Below are 20564 nucleotides of genomic sequence, written 5' to 3'. Positions count from 1 at the left end.
ACACGGGGAAGGGCCCCGGTGGCATCCGCCACCGGGGCCCTTCCGTATCGTCACCGGCCGTCAGTCCTCGTCGGCGAGGATCAGGTACAGCTTCTTCCGGGCCTCGTTGATGACCCCGACGGCCTTCTGCCGCTGCTCGGCGCTGCCGGTCTTCCAGACCTGCCCGAACGCCTCCATCAGACCGAAACCGGCCTGCCGGACCTCGTTCATCGCCTCCCAGTCGACACCGCGGCCGACCTCTTCCCAAGGAGCCTCGGCTCCCGCCTCGGCCTCCTCGCGCCCGGTGTCGGTCAGCGAGAAGAGCTTCTTGCCGCCCTCGCTCGCGCTGACGATCAGCCCCTCGTCCTCCAGCAGCTGGAGGGTCGGGTAGACCGAGCCGGGGCTGGGCTTCCAGGCCCCGCCGCTGCGCTCGCCGATCTCCTGGATCATCTCGTAGCCGTGCATGGGGCGGTCCTTGAGCAGCGCCAGGATCGAGGCGCGCACGTCGCCGCGCCGCGCCCTCCCCCGGCCGCCGCCGCGGCCGCGCCCGAAGGGGCCGCCGCCGAAACCGGGCCCGCCGCCGAAACCGGGGCCGAAGGGCCCGAAGGCGGCACGCCGTCCCTCGAATTCGCCCCGCGGTCCGGGCCCGCAGTTCCCGCGCCCGGCACCGGGGCCGTGCCCGTGACCGAATTCGTGTCCGTGGTCGTGTCCATGTGAACGCATCGCAACGCTCCTTCCGTGAGAATCCATCGTTGAACTGTCGCGATGCCTCAACGATATATCGGAACTGTTCGGTGAGCAACCCACCGACTGTCGCGGCCCCTCGTACGGCATCCGAGGCCGCCGGTCCCGGATTGGCCTTGGCCGGGCGCCACCGCCCGCCGGTACGGTCCGGAGCATGCGCATCCGAATCGTCGACGCCTTCACCGACCGGCCCTTCTCGGGCAACCCCGCCGGAGTCCTCCTCCTCGACTCCTTCCCCGACGACAGCTGGCTCCGCGCGGTCGCCGCCGAGGTCAACCTCTCCGAGACCGCCTTCGCGCACCCGCTGCCGGCGGGCGGCGAGGCCGGCTGGGCGCTGCGCTGGTTCACCCCGACCACCGAGGTCGACATGTGCGGCCACGCCACCCTCGCCACCGCCCACGTCCTGCACACCACCGGCGCGGCGACCGGCCCGGTCCGCTTCGCCACCCGCTCGGGCGTCCTCGGCGCCGTCACCGGGGCGGACGGCGGCATCACCCTGGACTTCCCGACCTCCTCGCTCACCCCGCTCCCGGTCCCGGACGGTCTGGCGAAGGCACTCGGCGCCGAGATCCTCGCCGTCCACGACACCGCCGCCCATGTCGGCGACCTGGTGGTCGAACTGCGCGACGAGGCCGCCGTCCGCGGCCTCGCGCCCGACCACGCCGCCCTCAAGGCCCACTCCTCCCGCGGCGTGATCGCGACCGCGCCCGCCGCCGACCCCGGCCGGGGCTACGACTTCGTCTCGCGCGGCTTCTTCCCCTCCGTCGGCATCGACGAGGACCCGGTCACCGGCAGCGCCCACACCGCGCTCGCCCCCTACTGGTCGGCCCGCCTCGGCCGCGACGAACTCACCGGCCTCCAGGGCGGAGCCCGTACGGGCCTGGTCCGCACCCGCCTGCGCGGCGACCGCACCCTCCTGACCGGCCACGCGGTGACGGTCATCGAGGGCGAGCTGCACGCCTGACGCCGACCGCCCCTCCGGTACGACGAAGGGGCGCACGGCCCCATGCCGTACGCCCCTTCTCTTCGCCCCCGCTCACACCGTGGGCAGCCAGTCCACCTTCCCCGCCAGCAGCCCGTATCCGACGAAGGCCACGATGTCGAGCAGCGCGTGGGCGACCACCAGCGGTCCCACCCGCCCCCAGCGCCGGTAGAGCAGCACGAAGACGACGCCCATCACCATGTTGCCGATGAAGCCGCCGATGCCCTGGTAGAGGTGGTACGAGCCGCGCAGCACCGAGCTCGCCACCAGCGCGGCCATCGGCGACCAGCCCAACTGGCCGAGGCGGCGCAGCAGGTAGCCGACGACGATGACCTCCTCCAGGACGGAGTTCTGGATCGCCGAGAGGATCAGGACGGGGTACTTCCACCACACCTCCGGCAGCGACTCGGGGACGACGGTGAGGTTGAAGCCCGACGCCTGGGCCACGAGGTAGAAGGCGAGGCCGGCGCTGCCGATGCCGGCGGCCACCAGCGTCCCGCGCCCGAGGTCCGGCCACGGCCGGGTGCGGTCGAAGCCGATGGCCCTGAGCCCGGCCCCCTCCCGCAGGAGCAGGTGCGCCACGAGCACCACAGGGACGAGTGCCGTGGCGATGCCGAAGAGCTGCCAGGTGAGGTCGAGCCAGGGGCGTCCGGGGGCGTACGACCCGTTGAGGTTGGCGGCCTGTTCCTTGAGCGCGCCGGGCCGGGTCAGCGAGCCGATGAAGCTGATGAGCGAGGAGACCGCGCTCGCCCCGAGCGAGAGCGCGAGCACGATGAGCGTCTCTGAGCCCAGCATCCGCCGCGAGAGACCGCCCGGGGCCGCGTCCACGACCCGTTGTTCCGACACCACGCCCGACTCCCGTTCCCGTCGCGACCGCCTCGGGGACCACCCTCGGTCCCCCGTAGGACGATCATCCGCGACGGCACGCCCGGAGCGCCATCCAGGTCCCCGCCCGGCGCCGCCTCAGGCGCCGTCGGCCCCCACCGGCCAGGTGTGCACCGGCTCGCCCTCCAGCATCAGCTCGCGGTAGCGGCGGGTCGTCGCCGCCAGGGCCGCCTCCCGGTCGAGGCCGGACTCCAGGGCCCGGTGGAAGGTGTCGGCCTGCCAGGACGCCCCGTTGACCCCGCGTCGGCAGCGCTGCTCGATGACGCCGAGGTAGAAGTCGCGGTCCGCCGGGTCGATGTGCCAGGCGTCGAGCCCGGCCGCGGCCAGCGGCAGCAGCTCGTCGAGGACGAGGCGCGCGGCGGGCACGACCGCCGTCCCGCCCGCCCGGCCCGGCCGGGGCCAGCGCAGCTCCGCCTCGATGCCGTGCCGGCACGCGGTGTCGAAGTTGGCCTCCGCGTCCTCGAACGCCAGCCGCTTCCAGACCGGGCGCGGGTCGTCGGCGAGCGAGCGGACGAGTCCGTAGTAGAAGGCGGCGTTGGCGAGGACGTCGGTGACGGTGGGGCCGGCGGGCAGGACGCGGTTCTCCACGCGGAGGTGCGGGACGCCGTCCACCCAGCCGTACACCGGCCGGTTCCAGCGGTAGACGGTGCCGTTGTGCAGGACGAGCTCCTTGAGCTGCGGCACCCCGCCCTCGTCGAGGACGCGCAGCGGATCCTCCTCGTCGCAGAGCGGCAGCAGAGAGGGGAAGTAGCGCACGTTCTCCTCGAAGAGGTCGTACACCGAGTCCACCCACCGCTCGCCGAACCAGGTGCGCGGCCGCACCCCCTGCGACTGGAGTTCGGGCGGGCGGGTGTCGGTCGCCTGCTGGAAGAGCGGCGGGCGGGACTCGCGCCACACCTCGCGGCCGAAGACGAAGGGCGAGTTGGCGCCCAGGGCTATCTGCACCCCGGCGACGGCCTGGGCCGCGTTCCACACCGAGGAGAAGCGGGCCGGGGTGACCTGGAGGTGCAGCTGGACCGAGGTGCAGGCGGCCTCCGCGATGATCGACCCCGCGGTGTGCCGGAGTCGTTCGACGCCCTGGATGTCGAGGGTGATCTGCTCACCGCGGGCGATGAGGATCTGGTCGTTGAGCAGGGCGTAGCGGTCGGCCGAGGAAAGGTTCTCGAAGACGAGCTCGCGCTGCGACAGGGTCGGCAGTATGCCGATCATGACGACCCCGGCGTCGACTTCGGCGGCCTTGCGGTCGGCATATCCCAGGCCGGTTCTCAGCTCTTCCGCGAGCCGGTCGAAAACATGGCCCCCGAGCCGCCGCGGAGCGATGTTGACTTCCAGGTTGAACATTCCGAGTTCCGTCTGGAAATCGGCGCTCGCGATCTTTTCCAGGACGGCTTCGTTCAACATCCGGGGGAGTCCGTCGGAACCTGTGAGATTGAGTTCGATCTCGACGCCCATGAGGTTCCGCGGACGGTCGAACCGCTGCTCCGCGAGGAGCCGGGCGAGCCCCGCCAGACACTGCTGGAGCTTGCGCCGGTAGCGCTGTCGGTCGGCCGGGCCGAACCCGTCCGTCGCGACCTTCTCCCCCATCGAGGCGTCCCTCCCGCGTGGCGGCCCGGGCGGGCCGCGCGTACGGACGATGATGCCCACGCCACTGATCGACAACGCCTGCGTTTCCGGCCGCTCCGCGGATAGTCTGGTACGAACCTGCCGCCGCGCGCACGGCCCTCCGCGATCGGACCGGCTGACGACATATACCACTGTCATATTGCCCTGCCGGTGCGGGCGGCTAGACTTTCGGAATTCTGACGTCCGGCTTGCCGGGGAATGCGAGGACGGAGATCCTGTCTTCGCTCCGATTCGACTCCGCGGCCCACCGCATACGACCTGATGACGCCTTGCCAGGAATATCGGCGGCGTCTAGCGGAAACACTCTGTGAACACGTGTCGTATAAACTCCGCGGACGAGGCAGAGCGCCGGCGACGGCCATGACCCATGGCCCCCCGCTCCGCCCCCGCCGCCGACAGCGCCGTCGTACCAGTCCCTTGGCCGTGCGTTCCCGTATCCCCGTGTCTCCTGAGCGAGAGGCGACCCACACGATGCTCCGACCCTCCCCGGCCCCCGCGCCCGCCCTCCGCAGCGTCCTCGCGGCACTCGGCTCGCCCACCGCCGTACGCGAGGCCCGCACGCCGGCCCTGCGTGCCGCGCCGGGCCCGCTGTGCCCCGAACTCCCGCTGCCCGTCCATGTGCTGAGGATCTCCGAGGCACCGGGGCAGGCGCCCGGCACCCGGCTCGTCGGCTGGCGCTTCCTGATCAGGAGCGGGGACCGGGCGGTCGCCGCCGCGGACACCATGCTCACCCCGGACGGCTGGTCCTTCTCGCACTTCTTCGAGGGGCCGTACGTCGCCGCCACGGAGCGGGCCCTGGTCCAGGCCGAGGCGCTGCCGGGCACGTACCAGCCGCGGCTGCTCTCGGTCCCGGAGCTGTACATGCTGACGCTGTGGCTGCACGCCGAGCCGGACCCGGACGACACCGAACCGGCGGCGGAGTCCGCCGACGTCCTCGTGCCGCTCGCCCCGGCCCCGCCCGGGATCGCCGCCAACCGCCCCTATCGGGTGGCCGATCTGCTGCCCGTGCTCAGTACGCGTCTCGCGCCGCCGCCGCTGCTCGGCTCCGCGGCGCCCGCCTGATCCGCACCGCGCGCACCGCCCCGTGACCTGCCCGGGTCACGGGGCGCACTGCTGTCCGGAAACCGCGCCCGAACGCCCTCGCCGAACACCCCTCCCATCCGGACTAGCCCGGTCGGGCCATCTCTAACCACCCGAAAGAGCTGGGGTGTTGCCCTGAACCGCCCCTGCGGGTGATGCGTCTTCCCAGGAGAGGACGAGCTGACGCGAAATACCTGCGGAAGAGCGTCCGTGCGGCAAGACTGGGGACCGGAACCGAACCGACCGACGGGGGCGGCCATGAGCGCGAAGAGCCGCAGGACATCCACCACGACGCAGCGAAAGAACCCACCCATGTGCCAGCACCAGCCTGCCTGTCCCACCGCCGACTCCGCCGACCGTGAGGCCGCCCACCCTGTGGCGTGCCACCCGGAGCAGGGCTGGAGCCTGCTGTGCAACGGTGTCCTGCTCTTCGAGGACACCGGCGAACTGCTGCCGGACGGGCAGATCATCGCTCCGCACCGGCCGCTGACGACGGGCCGGGTGACGACGGCGGCCTGATCGCCGCTCGGGCACGGCCGAGGGCCGGCCCGGAGTCTCCTCCGGTCCGGCCCTCGGTCATGCCTGCGGTCAGTTGTCGTACTCGTCCAGCGGCGGGCAGGAGCAGACCAGGTTCCGGTCGCCGAAGGCGCCGTCGATGCGGCGGACCGGCGGCCAGTACTTGTCGGCGGCCGAGACGCCGGCGGGGAAGACCGCCACGTCACGGTCGTAGGCGTGGCTCCACTCGCCGCCGAGCGCGGCCGCGGTGTGCGGGGCGTTGGCGAGCGGGTTGTCCTCGGCGGGCCACTCGCCGGAGGCGACCTTCTCGATCTCGGCGCGGATCGCGATCATCGTGTCGCAGAAACGGTCCAGCTCGGCCAGGTCCTCGGACTCGGTCGGCTCGATCATCAGCGTGCCGGCGACCGGGAAGGACATGGTCGGGGCGTGGAAGCCGTAGTCGATCAGGCGCTTGGCGATGTCGTCGACGGAGACGCCGGTGGCCTTGGTGAGCGGGCGCAGGTCCACGATGCACTCGTGGGCGACGAGCCCGGCCGGGCCGGTGTAGAGGACCGGGTAGTGCGGCTCCAGGCGCTTGGCGATGTAGTTCGCCGCCAGGACGGCGACCTGGGTGGCGCGCGTGAGGCCCTCGCCGCCCATCAGGCGGACGTAGGTCCAGGAGATGGGCAGGATGCCGGCGGAGCCCCACGGGGCGGCCGAGATCGGGCCGACACCGGTCTCCGGGCCCGCGGTGGGCTGGAGCGGGTGGTTGGGCAGGTACGGGGCGAGGTGGGCGCGGACGCCGACCGGGCCGACGCCGGGGCCGCCGCCGCCGTGCGGGATGCAGAAGGTCTTGTGCAGGTTGAGGTGCGAGACGTCGCCGCCGAAGTGGCCCGGCTTGGCCAGGCCGACCAGGGCGTTGAGGTTGGCGCCGTCGACGTACACCTGTCCGCCGGCCTCGTGGACCTCGGCGCAGATGTCGGCGACGTGCTCCTCGAAGACGCCGTGCGTCGACGGGTAGGTGATCATCAGCACGGAGAGCTCGTCGCGGTGCTGCGCGATCTTGGCGCGCAGGTCCTCGACGTCGACCTCGCCGTCCTCGGCGGTCTTGACGACGACGACCTTCATGCCGGCCATCACGGCGGAGGCGGCGTTGGTGCCGTGCGCGGAGGACGGGATGAGACAGACGGTGCGCTGCTCGTCGCCGTTGGCGCGGTGGTAGGCGCGGACCGCGAGGAGACCGGCCAGCTCGCCCTGGGAACCGGCGTTGGGCTGGATCGAGACCTTGTCGTAGCCGGTGACCTCGGCCAGGCGCTCCTCCAGCTCGGTGATGAGCGTGACGTAGCCCTGGGCCTGGTCGATCGGCGCGAAGGGGTGGATCTGGCCGAACTCGGGCCAGGTCACCGGCTCCATCTCGGTGGTCGCGTTCAGCTTCATGGTGCAGGAGCCGAGCGGGATCATGCCGCGGTCGAGCGCGTAGTCGCGGTCCGAGAGACGGCGCAGGTAGCGCAGCATCGAGGTCTCGGAGCGGTGCGCGTGGAAGACCGGGTGGGTCAGGTACGCGTCGGAGCGCAGCAGTCCGGCCGGGAGGCCGTCCTCGGTGGCGGCGTCCAGGGCCTCCACGTCGGCCTCGACGCCGAAGGCGCCCCAGACGGCGGCGAGCTGGGCGCGGCCGGTGGTCTCGTCGCAGGAGATGGAGACCTGGTCGGCGTCCACGCGGTACAGGTTGACCCCGGCCTCGCGGGCGGCGGCGACGACGGCGTCGGCGCGGCCGGGCACGCGGGCGGTGAGCGTGTCGAAGAACGCGCCCTGGGTGAGCTCGACGCCTCCGGCGGTCAGGCCGGCGGCGAGGATCGCCGCGTACCGGTGGGTGCGCTGCGCGATCTGCTTCAGGCCGTCGGGGCCGTGGTAGACGGCGTACATGCCGGCCATGACGGCGAGGAGCACCTGGGCGGTGCAGATGTTGCTGGTGGCCTTCTCGCGGCGGATGTGCTGCTCGCGGGTCTGGAGGGCGAGGCGGTACGCCTTGTTCCCGTCGGCGTCGACGGAGACGCCGACCAGACGGCCGGGCAGCGAGCGGGCGTGCTTGTCCTGGACGGCCATGTAGCCAGCGTGCGGGCCGCCGAAGCCCATCGGGACGCCGAAGCGCTGGGTGGTGCCGACGGCGATGTCGGCGCCGAGCGAGCCGGGCGAGACGAGCAGGGTGAGGGCGAGCAGGTCGGCGGCGACGGTCACGATCGCGCCGAGCTCGTGGGCGGCGTCGATCAGCGGCTTGATGTCGCGGACGGCGCCGGAGGCCCCGGGGTACTGGATGAGGACGCCGAAGACGCCGCGCTCGGCGACCTCGGCCGGGATGCCCTCGCTCAGGTCGGCGACGACGACCTCGACGCCGGTCGGCTCGGCGCGGGTCTCGATGACGGCGATGGTCTGCGGCAGGGCGTCGGCGTCGACCAGGAAGACGCCGTTCTTGACCTTGCCGACGCGGCGGGAGAGCGACATGGCCTCGGCGGCCGCGGTGCCCTCGTCGAGGAGGGAGGCGCCGGAGGTGGGCAGACCGGTCAGGTCGGCGACCATGGTCTGGAAGTTGAGCAGCGCCTCCAGGCGGCCCTGCGAGATCTCCGGCTGGTAGGGCGTGTACGCCGTGTACCAGGCCGGGTTCTCCATGACGTTGCGCAGGACGACCGGCGGGGTGAAGGTGCCGTAGTAGCCGAGGCCGATCATCGGGGCGAGGACCTCGTTGCGGTCGGCGAGCCGGCGCAGCTCGGCGAGGACCTCGGCCTCGGTGCGGGCGCCGGGGAGGTCGAGCGCCTCGGCGTTCTTGATGACGTCCGGCACCGCGGCGGCGGTCAGCTCGTCGAGCGAGCCGTAGCCGACCTGGGCGAGCATCTTGGCCCGCGCCTCGGCGTCGGGTCCGATGTGCCGCTGCTCGAAGGGGATGCCCTGCTCGAGCTCGGAGAGCGGGGTGCGGTTGGCGGTCATGATGCGGGGGCCTCCTGGTCGTCACGACCTGCGAGGGGCACCACGGCGCGGGTGCCCGGACGGCCTCCCCCTCTGTCATCTCAACCTGAGAGCTTCACCGGCACGCCCGTGGGCACGCCGGCTTTCACCGTCGGTGAGAGCGGATGCCGTCGGACTCCCGCCCTGCTTTCCAGAGTGACCTCGCCCGCGCGGTACCGGGTGCCTGAGAGATTCCGGGGAGGATTTGCTCCTTCGGCGCCCCCGGAAACCTTCTCCGGAGGACTCTCCCGCACGGTGTCGACAGCCACAGCCAGCCTACCAGCGCGGTTGTCGCCTCCATCGCTCAAGTGGCCGACATCTCGGATGTGCACTTTCGTAGGGGTGTAGAGCAGTTGCGACCAGTTGGAGGGACCGTGCAGACCGACATCGATCCGCGCAGCCTGATCGGCCGCAAGGCGTACGACCGGAACGGGCACAAGATCGGAACCGTGGACGAGGTGTACCTGGACGACGCGACGGGCGTGCCCGAGTGGGCCGCCGTCCGCACGGGCCTGTTCAGCCGGGACGCCTTCGTCCCGCTGGAGCCGAGCGAGCTGGCCGACGACGGTCTGCACATCCCGTTCGAACGCTCCCTGATCAAGGACGCCCCGGACTTCGGGGTGGGCCGTCACCTCTCCCCCGAGCAGGAGCTCCAGCTCTACCGCCACTACGAGCTGACGCTCCCGCCCGCGCCGGACGCGATCCCCGACTTCGGCCGCCTGGCCGGCCAGGACGACGCCTCCTAGCACCGGCCCGGCCTCGGAATCCTCCCCTGACACCCCCGCCCGGCCGGCCGAGGCCGGGACCGAACCGCCACTGCTCCACCCGGGCTCGCGCGGAAGACGGGCTTCCGCGCAGCACGGGCCGCCTCCGGGACGGCTCCTTTCCGGCAAGCCTCCGATTCCGCCCGCCCGATCCCGGACCGGCCCCCTTCCACCGGACCTCCGGTTCCGCCCGGCCGCCTCCGGGCCGGCCGGTCAACCAGCCGGTCCGGCCGTCCCGGCTCTCCCCGGACCGCACAGCCTCCGCGTCCCTCCCGACCGGTGCCGGGCCGCCGCTCGGGCCACCCGCCGCCGGCCCCGGCCGTACGTTCGTATCCCCCACGCTCGGCCCGCCCCGGCCATCACCACGCCGCCCATCGCCACGCGGACCGCCGCCTGGCGCCCCCGCCCACCGGGCACCTCGCCCGGTGCCCGCCTCACCCGCCCGACGGCGTGACCGGGGCGGCCCCCTCCGCGCCCGTCACCCCGCCGGGCACCAGCGGCAGCGGATCCGACGGCTCCAGTTCCGGATCGTCCACCGCGAAGGTCCGCACCCGTCCCGGGACCGTGCTGCCGGGCTCCTCGAAACGGACGGTGACCCGGCCGAGCCCGCTGCCCTGCACCCAGCCCGCGCCCAGCACCACGTGCCGTACGTCGTGCCCCGGCGCCCACCGGCGTCCCCCGGCCTCCGCGGCCGTCCCCGGCGCGGCCACGACCTCCACCGCCTCCCCGGCCCCCGCCGGCCCGGCGGCCGCTCCCCCGACCGTCCCGCGCCCGGCCCCCGCCCGCGCGTCCGTCCCGGCCCCAACCCCGGCACCGGCCCCGACTCCGACGCCCGCCTCAGCCTCCGCTCCCGCCTCAGCGCCCGCTCCGACCCCTGCGCCCGCTTCGGCCTCCGCCTGGGCGAACAAGTCCTCCTGCGTGTAGTCGGCGAGCCCGCTCACCCCGACCCCCAGCAGCCGCACCCCGCCCGTGGTGTCCACCAGTTCGAGCAGTCGCTCCGCCGCCTCCCGCACCACCAAGGGATCGTCCGTCGGCCCGCGCAGGGTCTCGGACCTGGTCAGTGTCGAGAAGTCGTACCGGCGCACCTTCAACACGATCGTCCGCCCCGAGTGCCCCGACCCCCGCAGCCGCGCCACGCACCGCTCGGCCAGCCGCTCCACCTCCAGCCGGATCCGCAGCCGGTCGTGCAGGTCGATGTCGAAGGTGTCCTCGACCGAGACCGATTTGGCGTCCCGCTCGGCCACCACGGGCCGGTCGTCGTGCCCGAGCGCCATCCGGAACAGCGAGGCCCCGTGCGACCGCCCCAGGATCCGTACGAGCTCGTCCTCGCCGGCCTCCACCAGATCGGCGACCGTCGTGATCCCCGCCCGCCGCAGATGGTCACCGGTGGCCGGCCCCACCCCGGGGATGATCCGCACCGACCGGGGAGCGAGCAGCGCCCGCTCGGTGCCGGGCTCGTACAGCACCAGCCCGTCCGGCTTCGCCTCCTCCGAGGCGATCTTCGCGAGCATCTTCGACCCGGCGAGCCCCACCGAGCCGGTCAGCCCCGTCGTCGCCAGGATCTCGGCCCGCAGCCGCTCGCCCACGGCCCGCGCGCCCGCGCTGTCCTCCGCCAGCCCGCCCGCCTCCAGGTCCACGAACGCCTCGTCCAGGCTGAGCGGCTCCACCAGCGGCGACAGCCGCCCCAGAAGCTCCATGACCTGCCCGCTGATCGCCCGGTAGAAGGCGAAGCGCGGCACCAGATACGCGGCGTTGGGCGCGAGCCGCCGCGCCTGCCCCATCGGCATCGCCGAGTGCACCCCGAAGCGCCGCGCCTCGTACGACGCGGTGGCGACCACACCGCGCGGCCCCAGCCCGCCCACGACGACCGGCTTGCCGCGCAGGCTCGGCTTCGACGCCTGCTCGGCGGCGGCGAAGAAGGCATCCATGTCCAGATGCAGGATCGTGGGGGCGGCTCTCACGTCTCCGATGCTGCCTCACGCCACTGACATTCGCCCGTACGGGCGACAGGCCCGCACCGGCCGGAAAACCCTGTGCGGCGAACCGCCGGACAGCCCTCCGGGACGCCTCAGACGGCCCGGTCGCGCCGCCGCCGGGCCAGTTCGTCCTGGGGGTTGGGGCGGACCAGCGTCTCGCCGGTGTCCACCCGCTCCCCGTGCAGCTGCGACAGCGCCGACTCGACGTCCCGCCAGACGACCCCGACCGCGATCCCGAAGACTCCCTGCCCGCCCTGGAGCAGGGAGACGACCTCGTCGGGCGAGGAGCACTCGTAGACGGTCGCCCCGTCGCTCATCAGCGTCATCCGCTCCAGGTCGCGGAAACCGCGGGCGCGCAGGTGCTGCACCGCGGCCCGGATGTTCTGGAGGGCGACGCCCGTGTCGAGGAACCGCTTGACGATCTTCAGGACGACGACGTCCCTGAAGCTGTAGAGCCGCTGCGTCCCCGAGCCGTACGCGGGCCGCACGCTCGGCTCGACGAGCCCGGTGCGCGCCCAGTAGTCCAGCTGGCGGTAGGTGATGCCGGCGGCGGCGCAGGCCGTGGGGCCCCGGTAGCCGATCGCCTCGTCCGCCACCCCTGCGCTCGTCTCCGTGCCGAAGTCGCCCACACTGCCGTGAAGCGGATACGGACCGCTCTCCTCGGACACGCGTCCGAGCGAGCTCCCTGCCGTACCGTCCGCGCTGCTCATCACGCCGACCCTCCGTCCTTGACCTGCCCACTCGAAGGTAGGCAGTCGCTAGGGGTGCGTCAACGATCGCCACACTCGGCACGCCGAGTGATAATCACCCAGAGAGTGGTTTCACGTGCCCCACTCCGGGGAAAGGCTACTCGAATGCGCTGACGGCGCTCTCCGGCCGCCCCTTTCGCGCCGTCACCGAACCGGCGCCCAGGACCGACCGGTCACTGGCTCCCGAAGTCCTCCGGCGAGATCTGGTCGAGGAACTCGCGGAACTTCTCCACCTCGTCCTCCTGCTCGTCGGGGATCGCGATGCCGGCGTCGTCGAGGACGCCGTCGCTGCCGAAGATCGGCGAACCGGTCCGCAGGGCCAGGGCTATGGCGTCGGACGGCCGCGCGCTCACCTCCACCCCACTGGCGAAGACCAGCTCGGCGTAGAACACGCCGTCCCGCAGATCGGTGATGCGCACCTGGGTCAGCTCCTGGCCCACGGCCTCCAGCACGTCCTTGAACAGGTCGTGCGTCAGCGGCCGCGGCGGGGCCATGCCCTGCTGGGCGAAGGCGATCGCGGTCGCCTCGCCGGGTCCGATCCAGATGGGAAGGTACCGGTCGCCTCCCACCTCGCGCAGGAGAACGATCGGCTGGTTGGAGGGCATTTCCACCCGGACACCCACAACGTCGAGCTCGTTCACACAGCAACCCTAGGACGTGCCCGACCGGTTTGGATAGTCGGGCCCCGCCCGACACCCCCTCGCCCCCGCCCGGGAGGCGCCGGAGAGCGTCACTGGAGGCGGATCCCGAGGGCCGTCTGCACCAGCGCTGCGTGCAGCCGCACCGACAGCTGCGCCAGCTCGGCGGCGGTCTCCTCGGCGTGGGCCCTGGTCTGAGGATTGCGGTGCCGGCGCAGCGGCGCCACCACCTGCTCGATCAGCCCGGCCTCCCGGTCCGCGGACGCCTTCACGGCCCGCAGATGCCGGGGTTCGAGCCCGAACCGCCCCAGATCGGCGACGACCAAGGCCACGTTCACGCTCTCCGCGTCGTAGCCGCCGCCCTCGCTCTCGCCGATCAGGCCGTACGACTCCCACTGCGCCAGCTCGGCCTCGGTGACCCCGGCCGCGGCGACCAGCTCGGCCCGGCCGAGACGCGCAGCGGTCGGCCGCTCGCCCGCCTCGCCGTCCGCGGGCGCGTCGAGCAGACCGTCCAGCAGATCACGGCGCCGCCCGGGCGCGGGAAGGGTCACCTGCTCGCCGCGGGCGAGGGCGTCGAGGTGCTCCCTGATGACCTTCAGCGGAAGATAGTGGTCCCGCTGCATCCGCAGGACCGCGGCGAGCCGCTCCACGTCCTGCGGGCTGAACTTCCGGTACCCGGAGGCCGTACGCCGGGGCTCCACGAGCCCCTCGGCCTCCAGGAAGCGGATCTTGGAGATCGTCACTTCGGGGAACTCGTCCCGCAGCTGGTTCAGCACGGTGCCGATACTCACCAGCCGGTCGCCCGCGGTGGCGGTGCCGGAACCGGCACCGCCCGTCGGTGTTCGCACCATGGACCTTTCCTGAAGGATCTCCGCCAGGCGTGTGTCAGACGCCTCGCTGGCTCGCGTAGAAGACCAGCCGGTACTTGCCGATCTGCACCTCGTCGCCGTTGTTGAGCACCACGACCGAGTCGATCGGCTCACGGTTGAGGTAGGTGCCGTTGAGGCTGCCGACGTCGGCGACGGTGAACCGTCCGTCGTGGCCCCGGCGGAACTCGACGTGCCTCCGGGAGACCGTGAAGTCGTCCAGGAAGATGTCGCTCTGCGGGTGACGGCCGGCCGTCGTCAGCTCGCCGTCCAGGAGGAAGCGGCTGCCCGAGTTCGGGCCGCGGCGCACCACGAGGAGCGCGGAGCCCGGCGGCAGCGCCTCGACGGCCGCCAGGGCCTCGGGGGACAGCGCCGGGATCGCGATCTGGCCGGTGGTCTCCGCGTCGTACGCCTCCAGACCCGAGATCGAGATCGTCGACGTCGTCTCGGAGGGACGCTCGGCGGCGATCCCGCCCCGCAGCGGCGTACCGCAGTGGGAGCAGAAACGGCTGTCCGCCGTGTTGCGGTGACCGCACCTCGTACACACCGGCATGGACGCGTCCTCCTGCCGCGGCTGCCCCGCGGAGGTCTGGGTCGCGTACGGATCGGGGTTGAACCCTCCACCCGTACTTGAGGTTGATGGTTCACCGAAACCTATGCGCGCGGCACCGGTGTGGTCAACAGACGACGCGCCCTGCGCGCCCGGAATGTCGCCACCCACCTCGTCACGGAAGAGCGGGCGCTCGCCGCCCTGCTCCTCGCTCTGGGCGTGGCGCGGCGCGCGGTGCCTGGCGTTGCCGCCGTCCTCGCGTGCGCTCTTGCCGAACAACTTCGCAAACAACTTCACGGGCGATTCCCCTTGACCGAAACAGACCCGCCCGTGGGGCAGGACGAACCGAGATCCATCACACCTGCCGACCCGGACACCTTCACAACGTCCGTATCCTCCGGACAGTTTCCACCACGCACCACCGTTGTGGTGCGCCGACCCCCCGCAACGCTCCAGCCCATGTCGCGGGACCCCCCACCCCCTCTCTCACGGGGAGGACGACCGAGCGTAGTCAGGCCGCTTCGCGGGCCGCAAGGCGTCGACGACGATCTTCGCCGACCGCTCCACGGTGGCCGTGGCCTGCTCCTTCTCGAGGGTCTGGACGACTCCACCGGGGATGTTGAGCGCGGGCTCCAGATCCTCGGGCTTGCCGATGACCTTGAAGACGTACGGAGCGGTCACCTGCGTTCCATCGATCCGCATGTCTTCGCCGCCACCGGTGAAATAGGTGTTGGCCACCACCCGCACCCCGTCGACCTGGATCGCCTCGGCACCGGCCGCGCGCAGCTCCTGGATGACGTCGAGCAGCATGTCGGACTCGACCGCGCCGACCGGGTCGGTCACGGTCAGCGTGATCCCGGGCCCCTCGGCGGCCACCGTGCCGGCCAGGATCCCGAGCTGCCGCTCCTTCTCCTGCGTCTGCCGGCGGGCCTCCTCGGCCTGGTCCGAGCTGGACTCCAGCTCCGAGCGCTGCTTCTCCAGCCGCGCCTTCTCGTCCTCCAGCCGCTGGGTGCGGTCGTCGAGCTCGTCGAGGATCCGTACGAGGTCCTCCTGCCGGGCCCCGCGCAGGGCGCTGCCCTCGCTGGTCGAGGAGACCTGGATGGCGAGGCCGAAGCCCAGACAGGCCAGCAGCAGGGCCACGACGAGCTGCGCCCGCGTCACCCGCGGCGGCCACAGGGCGTCCGCCAGGCGCCGACGCCCGTCGGGCCCGCCCCCGGCACCGCCGGGTGGCTCCGGAGGGGACACAGCCCCCTCGGGAGCGCTCTCACCGCCCTCCGCGGACGCGGGCACCGGTACGGCCGCGGGCAGCTCGGCCGGAGTCTCCCGCGTCCCGGGCGACTTCGCCGTCTCCCCGGCCTTCGGCTCCTCGCCGCCCGGCTCGGGCTTCTCGTTCGGGTTCACACTCATCGGCCTCACGCCCGGAAGACATGGCGGCGGATCGCGGCCGCGTTGGAGAAGATCCGGATGCCGAGCACGACGACGACACCGGTGGAGAGCTGCGCGCCGACACCGAGCTTGTCGCCGAGGAAGACGATCAGCGCGGCCACGACGACGTTGGAGAGGAAGGAGACGACGAAGACCTTGTCGACGAAGATCCCGTCGAGCATGGCCCGCAGCCCGCCGAAGACCGCGTCGAGGGCTGCGACCACGGCGATCGGGAGATAGGGCTCGACGACCGCCGGGATCTCGGGCCGGACCAGCAGTCCCGCCACGACTCCGACGATCAGGCCCAGTACGGCGATCACGATGTTGCCTTCCCCTTGTCGGCCGTGGCCCGGCCGGACGGCGTCGCCGCCCCGGCCCCCCTCGGCTCAGCTGTACGTACGATCAGGCTCGGCGCGGCCGGCAGGGTCACGGCGCTCTCGGCCGAGATGCTGCTGCGGATCCCGAAGTTCTCCACCAGCGCGTGCAGGTACTGCCCGTCCGCGCTGTCCTGGAAGGCGGTGCTGAGCCGCTGCCCGTCCCCGACCGCGAGCACGGTGTACGGCGGCACGAGGGGGCGGTTGTCGACGAGTATGGCGTCGCCGGCGGCCCGGATCGCGGAGAGCGCGGTCAGCCGCTGCCCGTTGATCGACACGGCCTCCGCACCGGACTCCCACAACCCGTTGACCACCCGCTGCATGTCGCGGTCGCGCACCCGCCCGGTGTCGGAGAAGCCGGCGCTCTCGCGCGGACCGCCTCCCCCGCCGTCGGAACCCTTCGCGTCGTCGACCACGAGCTTCACCCCGGGGCCCTGCACGGGGGTGGCGCCGGAGAGCAGCGCGACCAGTTCTCCCTGGTCGCCGCCGTGCTCCTGGAGCGCGGCCCGCTGCCGGTCACCGACCTCGGTGCGGATCCGCTCGACGTCCCGCTCCAGGCCGTCGGCCGCCTCGTTCTCGCCCTCGATCCGGTCGATGAGCTCCTGGCGCTCCTTGGCGACGACGGGAGCCGAGATCCTCGCCTCCGCCGCGCCCACGGTCACCACCGCGGCGGCCAGCACGAGACCGGCGGCCAGCCCGAGCTTCGCCCGCAGCGGCTTCGGCAGGGCACCGCCCTCGGCCTTGCGCCGGGCGGTCGCCTCCGCGTACCCGTCGTCCAGCGCGTGGTCCATGACGTTGTTCAGCAGCGACATCGACGCGTCCGGGCGCGGGGGCGGAGAACCGGTGCTCCGAACGGGGGGCTGCTGCGACATGCCGCACATCGTCGCACGTCGCGCGCCCTACCGCCGAATGGCCCCACGGAAGGCCGGGCGGCTCCGTCCCGCCGCCGCCCGGCCTCCGTCCGTCATCCGGTCAGCGACCTGCGCTCTCGACCACCTGGGTCCACTCGTCGAGGAGCGCCTGCGCGGAGGTGTCGTCGGGACCCTCGGCCCACAGATGGGTGACGGCCTCCGCCGGGTCCGGCAGCACCATCACCCACCGCCCGTCGGCCTCCACGACCCGCACGCCGTCGGTGGTGTCCACCGACCTGCTGCCGGCCGCCTCGACCACCCGCCGCATCACGAGTCCCTTCACGGCCCACGGCGTCGCGACGTCCCGCTTGATGACGTGCGCCCGCGGGATCCGCGCGTCGATCTGGCTGAGCGTGAGCTGCGTCCGCGCCACCAGCCCGATGAGCCGCACGAAGGCCGCGGCCCCGTCGAAGACGCTGCTGAACTCGGGCACGATGAACCCGCCGCGCCCGTCGCCGCCGAAGATCGTCGACTCCTGCCGGCCGACCCGGGTGAGGTCGTCGGGCGAGGTGGTCGTCCACTCGACCTGGGTGCCGTGGTACGCCGCCACCTGTTCGGCGATACGGGTCGTGGTGACCGGCAGCGCGACCCTCCCGGACCGCCGCTCGGCCGCCACCAGGTCGAGCATCACCAGCAGCGCCCGGTCGTCCTCGATGATCCGGCCCCGCTCGTCGACGAGCGACAGCCGCTCGCCCACCGGGTCGAACCGCACGCCGAACGCGGCCCGCGCCGACGCCACGATCTCCCCGAGCCGGACGAGCCCGGCCCGCCGCCGCTCGGCGGACTCGGTCGGCCGCGACTCGTCGAGTCCGGGGTTGATGGTCAGCGAGTCCACCTGGAGCCGCCCGAGCAGGCTCGGCAGCACGAGGCCCGCGCTGCCGTTGGACGCGTCCACGACCACCTTGAGCCCGGCCTCGGCGACCCCGCCGGTGTCGACGTTCCGCAGCAGGGAGCCGGTGTACGAGTCGAAGACGCTCGCCGGGAAGGACAGGTCCCCGATCTCCCCCGGGAAGGCCCGCCGGTACTCCTGCCGCGCGTACACCCGGTCCAGCTTCCGCTGTCCGGCCTGCGACAGGTCCGCTCCCCGCTCGTCGAAGAACATGATGTCGACCGAGTCCGGCACACCGGGCGAGGTACGCACCATGATCCCGCCGGCGCTCCCGCGCGCCGTCTGCTGCCGGGCGACCGGCAGTGGCACGTTCTCCAGGTCCCGCACGTCGATGGCGCTGGCCTGGAGCGCGGAGATCACGGCCCGCTTGAGGGCTCGCGCACCGCGTGAGTGGTCGCGGGCGGTGGTGACGGTGGCGCCCTTCTTCAGCGTCGTCGCGTAGGCCCCCGCGAGCCGGACGGCCAGTTCCGGCGTGATCTCGACGTTGAGGATCCCGGACACGCCGCGCGCGCCGAAGAGGTGGGCCTGTCCGCGGGACTCCCAGATCACCGAGGTGTTGACGAACGCGCCGGCCTCGATGGTCTTGAACGGGTAGACCCTCACGTTGCCCTGCACAATCGATTCCTCACCGATCATGCACTCGTCGCCGATGACGGCCCCGTCCTCGATGCGGGCGGCCCGCATGACGTCGGTGTTCTTGCCGATCACACAGCCGCGGAGGTTGCTCTGCTGCCCGATGTAGACGTTGTCGTGGACGACCGCCTTGTGGAGGAAGGCTCCGGACTTGACGACCACGTTGGATCCGACGACGGTGTGCTCCCGGATCTCGGCGCCGGCCTCGACCTTGGCGTAGTCGCCGATGAACAGCGGTCCGCGCAGCACCGCGTCGGGGTGGACCTCCGCCCCTTCGGCGACCCAGACGCCGGGCGAGATCTCGAAGCCGTCGATGTCGACCTGGACCTTGCCCTCCAGCACGTCGGCCTGTGCCTTGACGTAGCTCTCGTGGGTGCCGACGTCCTCCCAGTAGCCCTCGGCGACATAGCCGTAGATCGGCTTGCCTTCCTTCATCAGCTGCGGGAAGACATCACCGGACCAGTCGACCGAGGTGTCGGCCTCGACGTAGTCGAAGACCTCGGGCTCCATGACGTAGATGCCCGTGTTCACGGTGTCCGAGAAAACCTGTCCCCAGGTCGGCTTCTCCAGAAAGCGCTCGACCTGTCCTTCCTCGTCGACGATCGTGATGCCGAATTCCAGGGGATTCGGCACACGCGTCAGACAGACGGTGACGAGAGCGCCCTTCTCCTTGTGGAACCGGATCAGGTCGGTGAGGTCGAAATCGGTGAGGGCATCCCCCGAGATCACGAGGAAGGCGTCGTCCTTCAACGCTTCCTCGGCGTTCTTCACACTGCCCGCTGTGCCAAGAGGCTTCTCCTCGTTGGCGTACGTGAGCTCCATCCCGAGCTCCTCGCCGTCGCCGAAGTAGTTCCGGACGAGAGAAGCGAGGAACTGGACGGTGACCACGGTCTCGTTGAGACCGTGCCTCTTGAGCAGTCGTAGGACGTGCTCCATGATCGGCCGGTTCACCACCGGCAGAAGAGGCTTGGGCATGCTCGAGGTCATGGGGCGAAGTCGTGTTCCTTCGCCACCGGCCATCACGACGGCCTTCATGTCGGAAGCGTCCTCCTTGAAGAGACGACGGTCCTGCCGACCGAACCTGTCCGCTTACTTGCCCTCGGACGTCCTCGTTCCTGTCGGCGACGCTGCACGGCACGGGACGGACGGGCTCAATCGGCCTCGGTATCCGCCTTCACGAGTCGACGGACCTGGACCACGTAGAGGATCCCTGCCCACCAATACAGAGTTGTACCCCATCCGGCGAAAGCCCATCCGAAAACTTCAGCGAGTGACGCCAGCCAGCCGGTTCCGTCACTGAGGAGCAGCAACGGGAAGGCGTACATGAGGTTGAAAGTCGCAGCTTTCCCGAGGAAGTTCACCTGCGGCGGCGGGTAGCCGTGCCGGCGAAGGATTCCCACCATGACCAGCAGCATGACTTCGCGCGCCAGGAGGACGGCGGTCAGCCACAGAGGCAGGATCTCGCGCCAGGTGAGGCCCACGAGCGTGGACAGGATGTACAGCCGGTCGGCGGCGGGATCCAGCAGCCGGCCGAGGCTGCTGATCTGGTTCCACTTCCGCGCGAGCTTGCCGTCGAGATAGTCGCTGACGCCGCTGAGCATCAGGACGAGCAGCGCCCAGACGTCGCTGTTGGGCCCGCCGAACTCCGGCCGGAGGATGAGCCACAGGAACAGCGGCACGCCGAGGAGGCGCGCCATGCTGAGAATGTTGGGGATGGTGAGGACCCGGTCCGTCTGGACCTCGGTCTCCTGGACCTCCACCCGAGGGCCTCCTGCTGAGAACGGTACTGACGGGGTTGACCCTTGACCTTACCTCCCGCCCGTACCCCTTCCCGACCCGGGTCGCGGTGAACGCAGAAAAGCCCCGCACCAGAAGGTGCGGGGCTTTCCCACAATGATTGTTCGGCGGTGTCCTACTCTCCCACAGGGTCCCCCCTGCAGTACCATCGGCGCTGAAAGGCTTAGCTTCCGGGTTCGGAATGTAACCGGGCGTTTCCCTAACGCT

18 protein-coding genes, 1 rRNA gene and 1 riboswitch are annotated in these 20564 nt (G+C 71.8%); of the genes, 4 read left to right on the top strand and 15 right to left on the bottom strand.

Features of this window, described 5'->3' with window-relative positions; all coding sequences use genetic code 11:
- Positions 1 to 60 precede the first annotated feature (60 nt).
- Positions 61 to 702 carry a PadR family transcriptional regulator gene (locus ACFYT9_RS19315; protein WP_389165361.1) on the bottom strand — a complete coding sequence of 214 codons (642 nt, stop codon included), beginning with the start codon at positions 700 to 702 and terminating at the stop codon, positions 61 to 63.
- A gap of 175 nt (positions 703 to 877) precedes the next feature.
- Here ACFYT9_RS19315 and ACFYT9_RS19310 point away from each other — a divergent pair, with 175 nt between their 5' ends.
- A complete protein-coding gene (locus ACFYT9_RS19310; RefSeq protein ID WP_389165359.1) occupies positions 878 to 1687 on the top strand; it encodes a PhzF family phenazine biosynthesis protein in 810 nt (269 codons plus the stop codon).
- Positions 1688 to 1759: 72 nt separating this feature from the next.
- Here ACFYT9_RS19310 and ACFYT9_RS19305 read toward each other — a convergent pair whose 3' ends face one another.
- Positions 1760 to 2500 carry a CPBP family intramembrane glutamic endopeptidase gene (locus tag ACFYT9_RS19305; RefSeq protein WP_387276448.1) on the bottom strand — a complete coding sequence of 247 codons (741 nt, stop codon included), beginning with the start codon at positions 2498 to 2500 and terminating at the stop codon, positions 1760 to 1762.
- A gap of 168 nt (positions 2501 to 2668) precedes the next feature.
- Positions 2669 to 4174, bottom strand: a complete 1506-nt coding sequence (locus tag ACFYT9_RS19300; RefSeq protein WP_389165356.1) for a glutamate-cysteine ligase family protein — start codon at positions 4172 to 4174, stop codon at positions 2669 to 2671.
- Positions 4175 to 4684: 510 nt separating this feature from the next.
- Between ACFYT9_RS19300 and ACFYT9_RS19295 the strand changes: the two genes are divergently transcribed.
- Together ACFYT9_RS19295 and ACFYT9_RS19290 are read left to right on the top strand one after the other, a co-directional pair.
- The gene (locus tag ACFYT9_RS19295; protein WP_376597848.1) at positions 4685 to 5275 is read left to right on the top strand and encodes a hypothetical protein; all 591 of its coding nucleotides are present in this window, start codon (positions 4685 to 4687) and stop codon (positions 5273 to 5275) included.
- A gap of 330 nt (positions 5276 to 5605) precedes the next feature.
- Positions 5606 to 5812 (top strand): DUF5999 family protein, encoded by a 207-nt coding sequence (locus tag ACFYT9_RS19290; protein WP_189849263.1) that lies wholly within the window; start codon positions 5606 to 5608, stop codon positions 5810 to 5812.
- Between the two features lie 69 nt (positions 5813 to 5881).
- Here ACFYT9_RS19290 and gcvP read toward each other — a convergent pair whose 3' ends face one another.
- The gene (gcvP, locus tag ACFYT9_RS19285) at positions 5882 to 8767 is read right to left on the bottom strand and encodes an aminomethyl-transferring glycine dehydrogenase (protein ID WP_389165353.1); all 2886 of its coding nucleotides are present in this window, start codon (positions 8765 to 8767) and stop codon (positions 5882 to 5884) included.
- A gap of 179 nt (positions 8768 to 8946) precedes the next feature.
- Positions 8947 to 9046: riboswitch (glycine riboswitch) on the bottom strand.
- A gap of 113 nt (positions 9047 to 9159) precedes the next feature.
- On the opposite strand from gcvP, the gene ACFYT9_RS19280 reads away from it, so the two are divergent.
- Positions 9160 to 9531, top strand: coding sequence for a PRC-barrel domain-containing protein (locus ACFYT9_RS19280; RefSeq protein WP_376601874.1), 372 nt, complete (start codon positions 9160 to 9162; stop codon positions 9529 to 9531).
- A gap of 452 nt (positions 9532 to 9983) precedes the next feature.
- Here ACFYT9_RS19280 and ACFYT9_RS19275 read toward each other — a convergent pair whose 3' ends face one another.
- From ACFYT9_RS19275 to rrf, 11 genes are all read right to left on the bottom strand, one after another.
- Positions 9984 to 11510 (bottom strand): DNA polymerase IV, encoded by a 1527-nt coding sequence (locus tag ACFYT9_RS19275; RefSeq protein ID WP_389165351.1) that lies wholly within the window; start codon positions 11508 to 11510, stop codon positions 9984 to 9986.
- Positions 11511 to 11617: 107 nt separating this feature from the next.
- A complete protein-coding gene (locus tag ACFYT9_RS19270; RefSeq protein WP_389165348.1) occupies positions 11618 to 12235 on the bottom strand; it encodes a MerR family transcriptional regulator in 618 nt (205 codons plus the stop codon).
- A 212-nt stretch (positions 12236 to 12447) separates the two neighbouring features.
- Positions 12448 to 12915 (bottom strand): bifunctional nuclease family protein, encoded by a 468-nt coding sequence (locus ACFYT9_RS19265; RefSeq protein ID WP_030492457.1) that lies wholly within the window; start codon positions 12913 to 12915, stop codon positions 12448 to 12450.
- 89 nt (positions 12916 to 13004) lie between these two features.
- Positions 13005 to 13763: a MerR family transcriptional regulator gene (locus ACFYT9_RS19260; protein WP_376601868.1), complete on the bottom strand. Its 759-nt coding sequence runs from the start codon at positions 13761 to 13763 to the stop codon at positions 13005 to 13007.
- 34 nt (positions 13764 to 13797) lie between these two features.
- Entirely contained in the window at positions 13798 to 14733 is a 936-nt protein-coding gene (locus tag ACFYT9_RS19255) for an FHA domain-containing protein (protein ID WP_376601878.1), read from the bottom strand.
- 81 nt (positions 14734 to 14814) lie between these two features.
- Complete coding sequence (locus ACFYT9_RS19250; RefSeq protein ID WP_389165345.1) at positions 14815 to 15735, bottom strand: DUF881 domain-containing protein; 921 nt, start codon at positions 15733 to 15735, stop codon at positions 14815 to 14817.
- Between the two features lie 5 nt (positions 15736 to 15740).
- Positions 15741 to 16073, bottom strand: coding sequence for a small basic family protein (locus ACFYT9_RS19245; RefSeq protein ID WP_030492461.1), 333 nt, complete (start codon positions 16071 to 16073; stop codon positions 15741 to 15743).
- The gene (locus tag ACFYT9_RS19240) at positions 16070 to 16999 is read right to left on the bottom strand and encodes a DUF881 domain-containing protein (RefSeq protein ID WP_389165342.1); all 930 of its coding nucleotides are present in this window, start codon (positions 16997 to 16999) and stop codon (positions 16070 to 16072) included. Before ACFYT9_RS19240 ends, ACFYT9_RS19245 begins: the two co-directional genes overlap by 4 nt.
- Positions 17000 to 17099: 100 nt before the next feature.
- On the bottom strand, positions 17100 to 19595 hold the full coding sequence (locus ACFYT9_RS19235) for a sugar phosphate nucleotidyltransferase (RefSeq protein WP_376605334.1): 2496 nt from the start codon (positions 19593 to 19595) through the stop codon (positions 17100 to 17102).
- A 116-nt stretch (positions 19596 to 19711) separates the two neighbouring features.
- Positions 19712 to 20320 carry a CDP-alcohol phosphatidyltransferase family protein gene (locus tag ACFYT9_RS19230; protein WP_376605335.1) on the bottom strand — a complete coding sequence of 203 codons (609 nt, stop codon included), beginning with the start codon at positions 20318 to 20320 and terminating at the stop codon, positions 19712 to 19714.
- A gap of 139 nt (positions 20321 to 20459) precedes the next feature.
- Positions 20460 to 20564 (bottom strand): 5S ribosomal RNA (gene rrf, locus ACFYT9_RS19225); the annotation flags it as partial.

Source organism: Streptomyces sp. NPDC004435, from assembly GCF_042873895.1.
In the GTDB taxonomy this organism is placed as follows: Bacteria; Actinomycetota; Actinomycetes; order Streptomycetales; family Streptomycetaceae; genus Streptomyces.
The sequence above is the reverse complement of the archived record's forward strand: the minus strand, read 5'-3'. Positions and strand labels throughout refer to the sequence as shown.